The following is a 12213-nucleotide window of genomic DNA, read 5'->3' as shown; positions in this document are numbered from 1 at the left end:
CGGCGTTAGTGTGCGCGTGTGAGCACTTCCCCCTTTCCCGACATGACCCCGCCCCTCGCGACGGTCGGCGCCCTCCCGTCCATGAGGGCCTCGAAGCGCAGGGTCTTCTCGTGGGCGCTGTGGGACTGGGGCACGCAGCCGTTCGCCACCGTCATCACCACGTTCGTCTTCTCGGTCTACCTGACCAGCTCGGCGTTCGGGCCGAAGGACGAGGTGACGATGAAGCTGGCCTGGGCCACCGGCGTCGCGGGCCTCCTCATCGCGCTCCTGGCGCCAGTCCTGGGGCAGGGGTCCGACCGTTCCGGGAAGCGCATGTTCCACCTGCGCTGGCAGACCTGGCTGTTGGCGGCCATCTGCGCCGCGATGTACTTCGTGGCGCCGGCACCGGAGTACTTCCTCCTCGGCGCGATCCTGCTGGGCGCGGGCAACGTCGTCTCCGAGATCGCCAACGTCAACTACTACGCCGCCATCGACCAGGTCTCGACGCCGCGCAACGTGGGCCGGGTCTCCGGCCTGGGCTGGGGGTTGGGCTACCTCGGCGGCATCTCGATCCTGCTGGTGATCATCGCGCTGATGGGCTCGGGCTTCGACGCGGAGCAGGTGCGCCTCTCCATGCTGCTGTGCGGGGCATGGACGGTGGTGTTCACCATCCCCATCTTCCTGGCGCTCAAGGACCGCCGTCGGCAGCACCCGGCGCCGTCGCTGGGCCTCGTCGGCTCCTACCGGGCGTTGTTCGCCTCGATCGCGAAGCTGGCGCGCACCTCGCCCAACACCCTGTTCTTCCTCATCGCGTCGGCCCTGTTCCGCGACGGCCTGGCCGGGGTGTTCACCTTCGGCGGCGTGCTGGCGGCTGGCACGTTCGGCTTCGAGTTCAGCGAGGTGGTGATCTTCGGCGTGGCCGCCAACGTGGTGGCCGGGGTGGCGACGATGCTGTTCGGCCTCCTCGACGACCAACTGGGCCCCAAGAGCGTCATCGTCGGCTCCCTCCTGGCGCTCGTGGTGCTCGGCACCGGCGTGTTCGTGTTCCACGACGGCGGCAAGCCCGCGTTCTGGGGCCTGGGCCTGGCGATGTGCCTGTTCGTGGGGCCTGCGCAGTCGGCGAGCCGCTCGTTCCTCGCGCGCCTGATCCCCGAGGGCATGAGCGGCGAGATGTTCGGCCTCTACGCGACGACGGGCCGGGCCGTCAGCTTCCTCGCGCCGCTGCTCTTCGGCGCGTTCGTCGCCCTCGGCGTCTCGGTGACGCGGGCCGACCAGGACTCGGCGCAGCACTGGGGCATCCTCGGCATCGTCTCGGTGCTGCTGCTGGGCCTCATCGTGGCACTGTTCGTGAAGGAACCGCCGAAGCACACGCTGCCGCCGGAGGATGAGCTGGCCGCTGCCCGCGTCGGCTGAGGTTCCCACGCCCGGCCGCGGGGAACCGGCCCGCACGTACGCTGGGCAGATGCACCTGACGAGCACGACCGTCAGCGTCGGGGGTAGCCAACTGCAGGCGCTGACCTCCGACGGTGACCCCGCGCGCACCTTCGTGCTGGTGCACGGCCTGGGGGTGGCGTCGACCTACTTCGAGCCGCTCGCCGAGGCGCTCGGCCGCGCCGGGCGCCTGGTGCTGCTGAACCTGCCCGGCTTCGGGCCCACGCCCGAGCCCGACCGGGCGCTGCGCATCAGCCAGTTCGCCGCCATGGCGCGCACGGCCGCCGCCGAACTGGGCGTGCGCGACGCCGTCTGGATCGGGCACTCGATGGGCGCCCAGGTGGTGGTCGAGGCGGCCGCGCAGGAACCCGGCCTCACCCGGCGGATGGCGCTGCTGTCACCCGTCGTCGACGTGCTGCACCGCCGGACCCGGACGTTGGTGCGGCAGTTCCTGCAATCGGCGGCCCACGAGCCGCCCGCGTCAGCCGCCGCGTCGGTGCGCGCCTTCCTCAGCTGCGGCCCCCGGTGGATGGTCGAGACCTTCCCGGCCATGCTCGACTACCCCATCGAGGACCGCATCGCCGTGACGACCGCAGAGGTGCTGCTCGTGGCGGGCGAGCACGACCTGATGGCGCCGAGGCGCTGGCTCGAGACCCTCGCGGAGCGGGCCGGCGGCCCGGCCCGGGTCGCCGTCGTGCCCGGTGCGCACCAGGCGATGCACTCCCACGCCGACGAGGTCGCCGAGTTGATCGTCGGCCCCTTCGACCCTGAAGCCGGGGTCGCCACCCCGGACGACGCGGAGTCTGGACGCGGGGTCGACGGGGGTCCAAGGATCGACGGGGGCCTGCCGTCGGCCTGGTCGGTGCTGCGCAGCCCGCGGTCGGTGTGGGTGGCCGCGAAGGACTGGACGGTGGCGCTGCGTGACCAGTTCCTCTCGCTGCGGGCTCGGGACGACGGCACCCCCGGGGCTCCCGGCACCTGCACCGGCCCGGCCGTGGTGCTCATCCCCGGCATCCTCGAGAACCCGCGCTACCTCCTACCGCTGCAGCAGTGGCTCACGGCGCAGGGGCACACGGTGCACCAGGTGCCCGCGCTGGGCTGGAACCTCCGCGGGCTCTCGGCCTCCGTCACCCGGGGGCTCGACGCGTTGGAGCAGCTGGGCGTCACCGACGCCGTCGTCGTGGCGCATTCCAAGGGCGGGCTCATCGGCAAGGCGATGCTGCTGCACCCCCGCTCGCAGGGTGCACTGACCGGCATGGTCACGGTCGCCACCCCCTTCAGCGGCTCGCAGCTGTGGAATCGGGTGCAGCGCACGTTCCTGCTGCGCCGCTCGCCCCTGGGCCTGTTCCACCCCGAGCACCCGGAGCTCGCGGCGTTGATCGCCGAGCGCGAGGTGAACTCCCGCATCGTGTCGCTGTCGCCCGCGTTCGACCAGATGATCCCCGGCGGTTCGCACCTCGACGGCGCCACCAACGTGCGCCTCGACGTCAAGGGCCACTTCCGCCCAGTCAGCGACCCTTCGGTGTGGGAAATCATCCACGGCCACGTGCACCGGCTCGCGGAGAACGCGGCCGCGCCGCAGACCGTGACCCAATCGTGACCGGAAACCCTTGACACGACGGCCCCTGCTTGGGCACGATCCTCATACCTGAATCACCTTTCATGTTCAGCGGAAGGAAACCCATGCGGACAAAGAAGCCCGTACTCGCAGCCGTCGCTGCGGGCCTGTCACTGATGCTGGCCGCCTGTGCGCCCAGCGCCACCCCCGTCGACACCGAGACCACCGCCGGCGGCGGCACCACCGCCGCAGAGACCACCGGCACCGAGACGTCCGGCTCGGCGGAGACCCCGGCCGGCGAGCCCGTCAAGGTCGCCATCATCTACTCCAAGACCGGCCCGCTCGCCGCCTACGGCGAGACCTACTACCAGGGCTTCCAGGCCGGCCTCGACTACGCCACCGACGGCACCGGAACCGTCGACGGCCGCGAACTCGAGATCACCTACACCGACGACGGCGGCGACCCGGACAAGGCCGTGGCCGCAGCCAAGGAGGCCATCGGCAACGGCACCAAGATCATGGGCGGCACCGTTTCGTCCGGTGTCGCGGGCCCGCTCGCCGAGCAGGCCGAGCAGAACAAGGTGCTCTACATCTCCGGCCCCGCCGCGGCCGACGCCATCACGGGCGCGAACCGTTACACGTTCCGCTCCGGCCGCCAGTCGCTGCAGGACGTCGCCACCACCTCCGGCCAGATCTCCGAGGGCTCGAACGTGCTGGTCTTCGCGCAGAACAACGCGTTCGGCCAGGGCAACGTCGCCGCCGCCAAGGCGGTGCTCGAGGCCAAGGGCGCCACGGTCACCGAGCTCCTGGTGCCGGAGGCGGAGACGGAGTTCACGCCGTTCGCCGCGCGCATCCTCGACGCCAAGCCGGACCTGGTCTTCGTCGCATGGGCAGGCGCCACGTCGGGGGCGATGTGGCAGGCCCTGTCGCAGCAGGGCGTCCTGGAGAGCACCAACGTGATGACCGACCTGGGCGACATCTCCACCTACGGCGCCTACGGCGAGGCCTCCGACAAGGTCAACTTCCTCAACCACTACTTCGCCGGTGCTGCAGACAACGAGGTCAACCAGGCGCTCGTGTCGTACCTCGAGGAGGGCGGTCACAAGGCCGACCTGTTCTCGCCCGACGGTTTCGTCGCCGCGCAGATGATCGTCCAGGCCGTGCGTGAGGGCGGCGGCGACGACGTCGAGGAGATGATCGCAGCGCTCGAGGGGTGGGAGTTCGACGCCCCCAAGGGCCCGCAGCAGATCCGCGCCTCGGACCACGCGATGATCCAGCCGATGTTCGTGGTGAAGCTCAAGGACGAGGGCGGCCAGTGGGTGCCCGAGCTCGTCGAGACCATGGACGGCGCCGACGTGGCACCGCCGGAAGCTGCGTGAGCGGCCGACGATGACGCAGGAGACAACCGTGGGACCAGCGCTGGAGGTCGTGGACCTCAGCTGGCAGGTGGGCGGCGCACGCATCGTGCGGGACGTGAGTCTGGCCGTCGCACCGGGTGAGATGGTGGGGGTCATCGGCCCCAACGGAGCGGGCAAGACGTCGCTGTTCAACCTGATCAGCGGCATCAACCCGGCCAGCAGCGGCCGGGTGCTCCTCCTCGGCAGGGACGTCACCCACCGTTCGGTGGCGTCCCGCGCCCGCGACGGCCTCGGCCGCACCTTCCAGACCTCCAGCCTGTTCCCACGGTTGTCCGTCCTGGAGAACGTCCGGCTCGCCGCCCAGCAGCGGCTGGGCGGCACCCTGTCGATCCTCCAGTTCCCGCGCAGTGCCGACGACGCCACCCGGCTGGCCCGGGAGATGCTCGACGTCGTCCAGCTCGGGTCGCGCCGCACCGCGGCGGGCGACCTCAGCCACGGCGACAAGCGCAAGCTCGAGATCGCCGTCCTCCTCGCGCAGGACCCCAGCGTGATCCTCCTCGACGAGCCCATGGCCGGCGTCGCACACGCCGACGTGCCGGGGCTCACCGAGGTGATCCGCGACCTCAACAGCCTGGGCAAGACCGTCATGATCGTCGAGCACCACCTCGAGGTGGTACTCGGCCTGGTCAGCAGGGTCGCCGTCATGCACCACGGCGAACTCCTCGCCTTCGACGAGCCCGGCGCCATCATGGCCAATCCGACGGTGCAGTCGGCCTACCTGGGAGACATCGCATGAGCGCCCCCCTGCTCACCGTCGAGCACCTGCGCGCCACCGTCGGCGGCCAGCAGGTGGTCGAGGACATCACCTTCGAGGTGCCCGCCACCGGCGTCACGGCCGTGCTCGGCCGCAACGGCGTGGGCAAGTCCTCCACGCTGAAGGGCATCGTCGGCCTGTACGACCGCACCGGCACGGTGACCTTCGACGGTGAACGCATCGACCACGAACCCACCCACCGGATCATCCAGCGGGGCATCGCCTACGTGCCGGAGGACCGTGAGGTGTTCAGCATGCTGACCGTGGAGGAGAACCTCACGCTGGCAGCGCGCCAGGACCAGCCTCGCTGGGAGTTCATCCACCAGCTGTTCCCGGAGCTGAAGCAGCGCGCGCAGCAGCGCGCCGGCACGCTGTCGGGCGGGCAGCAGCAGATGGTGTCGCTGGGCCGGGCGCTCATCAACGACAACCGCCTGCTGCTGGTCGACGAGCCCACCAAGGGCCTGGCGCCCAAGATCGTCCACGAGGTGGCCGCCGTCCTCGACGAGGCCGCCCGCACCGTCCCCATCCTGCTGGTGGAACAGAACCTGCAGGTCATCAACCGACTCGCGCACCGGGTGGTCGTCATCGACTCCGGCCGCGTCGTCCACACCGGTGACGCCCGGGAACTGCTCGACGACACCGCGCGCGTCCAGCAGTTGCTCGGCGTCCACGGGGAGGCCACGAAGTGAGCACGCTGATCCTCCTGACCTTCACCGGGCTGGGCCTGGGCGCCCTGTACTTCCTCGTCGCCTCCGGCCTGAGCCTCATCTACGGCCTGATGGGCGTGCTGAACTTCGCGCACGGCTCGTTCCTCACCCTGTCGGCCTTCGCCGGCTTCGAGGTGGGGCGCCGCCTGGGCGCGGGCACCTTCACCGGCTTCTTCGGCTCGATCCTGGTGGGCGCCGTCGTCGGCGGCATCTTCGCCGCCGTCACGGAGCTGCTCCTGATCCGGCCGCTGTACAAACGCCACATCGAGCAACTCCTCGTCACCGTGGGCCTGTCGCTGGCCACCGTGGCTCTGTTCGAGGGCATCTGGGGCCCGGACCCGATCTTCCTGGACTCGAGCGGCTGGCTGCGCGAGACCACCGAGATCCTCGGCGCCCGCATCCCCAACGACCGCTTCGTCACCATCCTCGCGGCCATCCTCGTGCTGGGTGGGCTGGTGTTGTTCCTCAACAAGACCCGCTACGGCCTCATCATCCGCGCCGGCGTGGAGAACCGGTCGATGGTCACCGCCCTCGGCATCGACGTGCGCCGCGCGTTCACGCTCGTGTTCACCATCGGCGGCATCGCGGCCGGCATCGGCGGCGTGCTCGCCAGCCACTTCTTCGGCTACGTCTCCCCGCTGCTGGGCGGCTCGCTGTTGATCTTCGCGTTCATCGTGACGGTCATCGGAGGCATGGGCTCGCTGGCGGGGGCGGCCATCGCCTCGGTGCTGGTGGCCCTCCTGCAGCAGTTCGCCAACTTCTACCTCGGCATCGGCGACTTCATCGTGGTCCTGTTGCTCGGCGTGGTGCTGCTCGTCCGGCCGCAGGGCCTGCTCGGAAAGGCGGCGGCATGAAGACGCTCCTCGCCCGCGAGGGCCGCGGCTACCTCATCGGCCTGGCCGTCGTCGTCGCCCTGTTCGTCGCGCCGCTGCTGGCCATCCCCGGCCTGGGCATCCTGCCCGGCCCCACCTACTCGGCGGGCTCCATGCACCTCATGGCGTTCACCATGCTCATGGTGGCGGTCGCGCTGTCCTACCACCTCATCTTCGGCGTGGCCGGCCTGCTCTCGTTCGGGCACGCGCTGTACTTCGGCGTCGGCGTCTACGGCTTGGCCGTGGTGCTGCGCAACACGCAGCTGCCGCTGCTCGCGGCGGCCGCCGTCGTGCTGGTCATCGGCATCCTCATCGCGAACGTGCTGGGCGCCATCAGCCTCCGGGTCAGCGGCATCTCGTTCGCCATGGTGACGCTGGCGTTCGCGCAGGCCGGCAACGTGCTGGTGCGCCGCAACCCCGGCCGCCTCACCGGCGGCGAGGAGGGCCTCACCATGGCCACCGACAACGTGCCGGACCTCCTCATCGGCGTGGTCAACACCCGCAACCTCTACTGGGTGGCGCTGATCACCGTCGCGGTCGTCTACGTCATCGTGGCGTGGATCGAGAACTCCCGCCTCGGCCACAACGTGGCCGCCGTCCGCGAGAACGAGACCCGCGTCCGGGTGCTCGGCGGACGCCCGTACCTGGTCAAGCTCATCGCATTCGCCGTGGGCGGCACCCTGGCCACGTTCACCGGCATGGTGTTCCTGCTGCTCCAATCGGGGGCATCGGCGACGGCGGTGTCGACCGAGTTCACCATCTCGCTGCTGACCATGGTGGTGCTGGGCGGCGTGGGCTCGCGGTGGGGCGCCGTCGTGGGCGCGATCATCTACACGCTGCTGAACCAGCGCCTCAACGCGTTGGCCAGCTCGCCCGCCATCGCAGACCTGCCCGCCGTCCTGCGCATCCCCCTCTCGGAGCCCATGTTCATCCTGGGCACGCTGTTCATCCTCATCGTGCTCTTCCTGCCGGGCGGCGTGTCTGGCACGCTCAACCGCATGGTGGGGCGCCGACGGGGGCGCCACCCCCGCGAGGCGCTGGAGGACATCACGTGAGCACCGACCACACGATCGACCGCTGGTTGACCGACAGCGCCCGCTCCTACCCGGACCGGGTCGCCGTCGACGACCGCGGCGTCGCCACCACCTACGCCCGGCTGGAGCAGCGCGTCGGGCGGCTGTCGGAGCGGCTCACCCGTGGCGGCTACCGCGCAGGTGACCGGATCGCCACCGTGACGGGCAGCAGCACCGACCACGTGGTGTGGCTGTTCGCGTGCGCCCGGCTCGGCATCGCGCTGGTGCCGCTGTCGTGGCGCTCGGCCCCCGCGGAGCTGGCCTACGCGCTGACTGTGGCAGACCCGATGCTGGTGGTCGTCGAGGACGCGTACGCCACCCTCGCCGGCGAGGCCCTGGCGCTGCTGCCCCAGCCCGTGGGCACCGCCCGCTTCGACACCTACGGCGTGCCGCCCCGCTCGCACCCCTCCCCCGCCGGCCCGCGCCGCGGCCCGCAGGGCGAGGACCCGCTGCTGATCATCTTCACCTCCGGCAGCACCGGCAGGCCCAAGGCCGCCGTCCTGACGCACGACACCTGCTTCTGGACCAACCTCTCGTTCTCGCGCGTGGTGCCGCTGGACCGCGACGACGTGGTGCTCTCGGTGCTGCCCCAGCACCACGCCGGCGGGTGGAACATCCAGCCGCTGCTGGCGTGGTCGGTGGGCGCCACCGTCGTGCTGGAGCGCACGTTCGACGCCCGCCGCATCCTGGAGCTCATCCCCTCGCGCGGCATCACCGCGATGATGGGCGTGCCGACGCACTACCGGCGGCTCAGCGAGGAGTACACCTTCGACGACACCGACCTGTCGACGCTGCGCACCGCCGTCGTCGGCGGCGCCCCCGCCTCCGCGCAACTGCTGCGCACCTGGCACGCGCGCGGCGTGCGCCTCACCCAGGGCTACGGCCTGACCGAGGCCGGCCCCAACGTGCTGTGCCTGCCGCCGGAGGACGCCCTCGAGCGGGTGGGCTCTGCCGGGCGCCCCTACCCCCACGTCGAGGTGGCTTTGGCGGATCCGGTGCAGGGCCGACCCGTCGTCGGACCGGGCACCGGTGAGCTGCTGGTGCGCGGGCCCGGGCTGTTCGCCGGCTACCTCGGCGACCCCGTCGCCACCGACGACGCACTGCGCGACGGTTGGCTCCACACCGGAGACCTCGCCTCGCGCGACGAGACCGGCTACTTCACCATCCTGGGCCGCATCGACGACGTCTACATCTCCGGCGGCGAGAACATCGCGCCCGCCGAGGTGGAGGAGGCGCTGCTGACGCACCCCGCCGTCGCGCAGGCCGCCGTCGTGGGCGTGCCCGACGACGTGTGGGGCGAGGTGGGCCACGCCCACGTGGTGCTGCGCCCGGGCGCGACGGCGGACGGCCCCGAGCTGATCGCCCACGTGCGCGCGCACCTGGCCGCGTTCAAAGCCCCGGCGAGGATCACCTTCGCCGACGCCCTGCCCACCGCCGGCATCGACAAGGTCAGCCGCCGGGCACTGAGAGAGGAGAGTCGTCGATGACGACCACCGCACCCCGCACCGCACGTGGCGAGCGCACCAAGGCCAAGATCCTGGCCTCGGCGCGCACCGCGTTCGCCTCGCACGGCTACCACGAGGCGTCGATCGTGAAGATCACCGAGGGCGCCGGCGTGGCGATGGGCACGTTCTACCTCTACTTCCCCGGCAAGGCCGAGCTGTACCACGAGGTGGTCGTGGACCTGAACCGCCAGTTGCGCAACGCGATGCGCGAGGGCTCCGAGGGCGCCGCCGACCGGCTCGAGGCCGAGCGCGGCGGGTTCCGGGCCTACTTCGACTTCCTCGCCGGCCACCCCGAGGTCTACCCGCTGATCCGTGAGGCGTGGTTCGTGGCGCCCGATGCGATGCGCACGCACTACACACGCATCTTCGAGGGCTACGCCCAGGCCCTGGCCGAGGCCGCCGGGCGCGACGAGATCACCGTCGCCGACCCGGAGGTGGCCGCCTGGGCGCTGATGGGCGTCGGCGAGGTGGTGGGCATGCGCTACCTCAGCTGGGACGCCGACCACCCGGCACAGCGCATCCCCGACGACGTGTTCGAGGCCGTCATGGACTTCGTCACCAACGCACTGCAACCCCGAGGAGGACAGGCATGAGCACCCCACTGACCGGCAGGAAGGCGCTCGTCACGGGCGGCGCCAGCGGCATCGGGTTGGCCTGCGCCCAGGCGCTGGCAGCCGACGGCGCGCTCGTCGTCGTCGCAGACCTCAACGAGGCGGCCGCCCGGGCCACCGCCGAGGCACTGGGCGGCGAGGCCTGGGTCGTCGACCTGTCGGACACCGCCGCGCTCGAGGACCTCACGCTCGACTGCGACATCCTGGTCAACTGCGCGGGCATCCAGCGGGTCTCCCCCATCGAGGAGTTCGACCCGGGCGCGTTCCGGTTGCTGCACCGCATCATGCTGGAGGCCCCGTTCCTGCTGATCCGCGCCGCGCTGCCGCACATGTACGCGCAGGGGTTCGGCCGGATCATCAACATCTCGTCGGTGCACGGCCTGGTTGCCTCGCCGTTCAAGTCGGCGTACGTGTCGGCCAAGCACGGGCTCGAGGGCTTGTCGAAGGTGACCGCGCTCGAGGGCGGCCCGCACGGCGTCAGCAGCGTGTGCATCAACCCGGGCTACGTGCGCACCCCGCTCGTCGAGGGCCAGGTGGCCGACCAGGCGAAGTCGCACGGCATCTCGGAGGCCGAGGTGATCGAGAAGGTCATGCTGGTGCAGCCGGCCATCAAGGAGTTCGTGGAGCCGGCAGACCTGGGCGCGCTGGTGTCGTTCCTGGCCGGGCCGCACGGGCGGATGGCCACCGGCGCGAGCTACGTCATGGACGGCGGGTGGGTGGCCCGATGAGCCGCCGAGACGTCCAGGTGCCCGGCGGCATCTACTGCCACGTGTGGGAACCGGACCACGACCCGGTGGGCACGCTGCTCGCCGTACACGGCATCACGTCGTCGTCGCGGGCGTGGGCACCGCTGGCCCGCCAGCTACCCGGCTGGCGCATCGTGGCGCCGGACCTGCGCGGGCGTGGCCGGTCCAACGCGCTGCCCGCGCCGTACGGCATGGCGCAGCACGCCGACGACGTGGCCGCCGCGCTGGAGCACCTGGGCATCCACCACGTGCTGCCCGTGGGGCACTCGATGGGCGGGTTCGTCTGCGTCACCCTGGCGGACCGGCACCCGCACCTCCTCGACCGCCTGGTGCTGGTCGACGGCGGCCTGCCCCTGCCGATGCCCCCGGGCGCGACCCCCGACGAGGCGATGCAGGCCATCCTCGGCCCCGCAGCCCAGCGACTCTCGATGACGTTCGACTCCCCCGAGGAGTACATCGCGTTCTGGCGGCAGCACCCCGCGTTCGCCGACTGGAATGCGGACGTGGAGCGCTACGTCCGCTATGACCTGAGCGGCGACGAGCCCCCGTACCGGCCCGCCACCAGCTACAACGCCATGGCGGGCGACTTCCACGACCTGGGCCGCGCCGACGGCAACGACTTCCGCACGGCGCTGGAACGGCTGCGGGTGCCGACGCTGTTCCTGCGCGCGCCGCGCGGGATGGTCGACGAGCCGGGCGGGCTCTTCTCCCCCGAGTACGCGGCCGGATGGGCCGCCCGACTGCCCGGGTTCACCGTCGTGGACGTGCCGGACACCAATCACTACACGATCACGTTGTCGGAACACGGCGCCGCCGCCGTCGCCGACGCCGTGCGCCTGGAGGTGGCGAGATGAGCAAGGTTCGAGGCGACATCGCAGCGGTGCTGCGAGACCACCTCTTCGACGGCATGACCCTTGCCGTGGGCGGCTTCGGCCTGTCCGGCAATCCCACGGACCTGATCGAGATCGTCCGGGATTCGGGCGTTCGGGGGCTGACCGTGGTGTCGAACAACATGGGCATCGACGGCGTGGGCCTGGGGATGCTGCTGGACAACAACCAGGTGGCCAAGGTGATGGCGTCCTACGTGGGCGAGAACAAGACGTTCATGGCGCAGTACATCGACGGCTCGCTCGAGGTGGAGTTCGTGCCGCAGGGCACCCTCGCGGAGCGGCTGCGCGCCGGCGGCGCGGGCATCCCGGCGTTCTACACCGCCACGGGCGTGGGCACCATCATCGCCGAGGGCAAGCCTGTGGAGGTCTTCGACGGCCGCGAGTACGTGCTGGAGCGCGCCATCGTCGCCGACGTGGCGCTGGTGCACGCCCACACCGCAGACGTGAGCGGCAACCTGGTGTTCAACCGCACGGCCCGCAACTTCAACCCCGTGGTGGCCACGTCCGGGCGGGTGACGTTCGCGGAGGCCGAGCACATCGTCGAACTGGGTGGCATCGACCCCGACGCGGTGCACCTGCCGGGGGTGTACGTGCACCACCTGGCGCAGTATTCCGGGCGCGAGAAGCCCATCGAACAGCGCACCGTGCGCATGCGTCAGGAGGCGTGAC

Annotated in this window: 12 protein-coding genes; all 12 read left to right on the top strand. The window is 71.1% G+C overall.

Going from position 1 to position 12213, the window contains the following annotated elements; translation table 11 throughout:
- Positions 1 to 18: 18 nt before the first annotated feature.
- The 12 genes from ABEA30_RS04900 to ABEA30_RS04845 all read left to right on the top strand — a co-directional run bounded on the left by ABEA30_RS04900 (position 19) and on the right by ABEA30_RS04845 (position 12212).
- Positions 19 to 1392, top strand: a complete 1374-nt coding sequence (locus tag ABEA30_RS04900) for an MFS transporter (protein WP_345579838.1) — start codon at positions 19 to 21, stop codon at positions 1390 to 1392.
- 49 nt (positions 1393 to 1441) lie between these two features.
- Positions 1442 to 3010 carry an alpha/beta hydrolase gene (locus ABEA30_RS04895; RefSeq protein WP_345579835.1) on the top strand — a complete coding sequence of 523 codons (1569 nt, stop codon included), beginning with the start codon at positions 1442 to 1444 and terminating at the stop codon, positions 3008 to 3010.
- 83 nt (positions 3011 to 3093) lie between these two features.
- Complete coding sequence (locus ABEA30_RS04890; protein WP_345579832.1) at positions 3094 to 4347, top strand: substrate-binding domain-containing protein; 1254 nt, start codon at positions 3094 to 3096, stop codon at positions 4345 to 4347.
- 28 nt (positions 4348 to 4375) lie between these two features.
- Positions 4376 to 5122 carry an ABC transporter ATP-binding protein gene (locus ABEA30_RS04885; RefSeq protein ID WP_345579829.1) on the top strand — a complete coding sequence of 249 codons (747 nt, stop codon included), beginning with the start codon at positions 4376 to 4378 and terminating at the stop codon, positions 5120 to 5122.
- Complete coding sequence (locus tag ABEA30_RS04880; protein ID WP_345579827.1) at positions 5119 to 5829, top strand: ABC transporter ATP-binding protein; 711 nt, start codon at positions 5119 to 5121, stop codon at positions 5827 to 5829. Before ABEA30_RS04885 ends, ABEA30_RS04880 begins: the two co-directional genes overlap by 4 nt.
- Positions 5826 to 6701, top strand: coding sequence for a branched-chain amino acid ABC transporter permease (locus ABEA30_RS04875; RefSeq protein ID WP_345579824.1), 876 nt, complete (start codon positions 5826 to 5828; stop codon positions 6699 to 6701). The genes ABEA30_RS04880 and ABEA30_RS04875 overlap by 4 nt, the downstream gene beginning before the upstream one ends.
- Positions 6698 to 7774, top strand: a complete 1077-nt coding sequence (locus ABEA30_RS04870; protein WP_345579821.1) for a branched-chain amino acid ABC transporter permease — start codon at positions 6698 to 6700, stop codon at positions 7772 to 7774. Before ABEA30_RS04875 ends, ABEA30_RS04870 begins: the two co-directional genes overlap by 4 nt.
- Positions 7771 to 9279 carry a class I adenylate-forming enzyme family protein gene (locus ABEA30_RS04865; protein ID WP_345579818.1) on the top strand — a complete coding sequence of 503 codons (1509 nt, stop codon included), beginning with the start codon at positions 7771 to 7773 and terminating at the stop codon, positions 9277 to 9279. Before ABEA30_RS04870 ends, ABEA30_RS04865 begins: the two co-directional genes overlap by 4 nt.
- Positions 9276 to 9890, top strand: a complete 615-nt coding sequence (locus ABEA30_RS04860) for a TetR/AcrR family transcriptional regulator (RefSeq protein WP_345579815.1) — start codon at positions 9276 to 9278, stop codon at positions 9888 to 9890. Before ABEA30_RS04865 ends, ABEA30_RS04860 begins: the two co-directional genes overlap by 4 nt.
- Positions 9887 to 10636 (top strand): 3-hydroxybutyrate dehydrogenase, encoded by a 750-nt coding sequence (locus ABEA30_RS04855; protein ID WP_345579812.1) that lies wholly within the window; start codon positions 9887 to 9889, stop codon positions 10634 to 10636. The genes ABEA30_RS04860 and ABEA30_RS04855 overlap by 4 nt, the downstream gene beginning before the upstream one ends.
- Positions 10633 to 11508 carry an alpha/beta fold hydrolase gene (locus ABEA30_RS04850; RefSeq protein WP_345579809.1) on the top strand — a complete coding sequence of 292 codons (876 nt, stop codon included), beginning with the start codon at positions 10633 to 10635 and terminating at the stop codon, positions 11506 to 11508. Before ABEA30_RS04855 ends, ABEA30_RS04850 begins: the two co-directional genes overlap by 4 nt.
- Positions 11505 to 12212 carry a CoA transferase subunit A gene (locus tag ABEA30_RS04845; RefSeq protein WP_345579806.1) on the top strand — a complete coding sequence of 236 codons (708 nt, stop codon included), beginning with the start codon at positions 11505 to 11507 and terminating at the stop codon, positions 12210 to 12212. The genes ABEA30_RS04850 and ABEA30_RS04845 overlap by 4 nt, the downstream gene beginning before the upstream one ends.
- Position 12213: the final 1 nt, after the last annotated feature.

Origin of the sequence: Tessaracoccus lubricantis (genome assembly GCF_039544535.1) — a bacterium.
Classification (GTDB): Bacteria; Actinomycetota; Actinomycetes; order Propionibacteriales; family Propionibacteriaceae; genus Arachnia; species Arachnia lubricantis.
Note: the sequence above shows the minus strand (reverse complement) of the source record. Positions and strands in the feature narration are given on the sequence as shown.

Coding starts and splice junctions, on each gene's coding strand:
- ABEA30_RS04895 (WP_345579835.1), top strand. CDS start 1,442: ATGCACCTGACGAGCACGACCGTCAGCGTCGGGGGTAGCCAACTGCAG.
- ABEA30_RS04890 (WP_345579832.1), top strand. CDS start 3,094: ATGCGGACAAAGAAGCCCGTACTCGCAGCCGTCGCTGCGGGCCTGTCA.
- ABEA30_RS04880 (WP_345579827.1), top strand. CDS start 5,119: ATGAGCGCCCCCCTGCTCACCGTCGAGCACCTGCGCGCCACCGTCGGC.
- ABEA30_RS04870 (WP_345579821.1), top strand. CDS start 6,698: ATGAAGACGCTCCTCGCCCGCGAGGGCCGCGGCTACCTCATCGGCCTG.
- ABEA30_RS04860 (WP_345579815.1), top strand. CDS start 9,276: ATGACGACCACCGCACCCCGCACCGCACGTGGCGAGCGCACCAAGGCC.
- ABEA30_RS04855 (WP_345579812.1), top strand. CDS start 9,887: ATGAGCACCCCACTGACCGGCAGGAAGGCGCTCGTCACGGGCGGCGCC.
- ABEA30_RS04850 (WP_345579809.1), top strand. CDS start 10,633: ATGAGCCGCCGAGACGTCCAGGTGCCCGGCGGCATCTACTGCCACGTG.
- ABEA30_RS04845 (WP_345579806.1), top strand. CDS start 11,505: ATGAGCAAGGTTCGAGGCGACATCGCAGCGGTGCTGCGAGACCACCTC.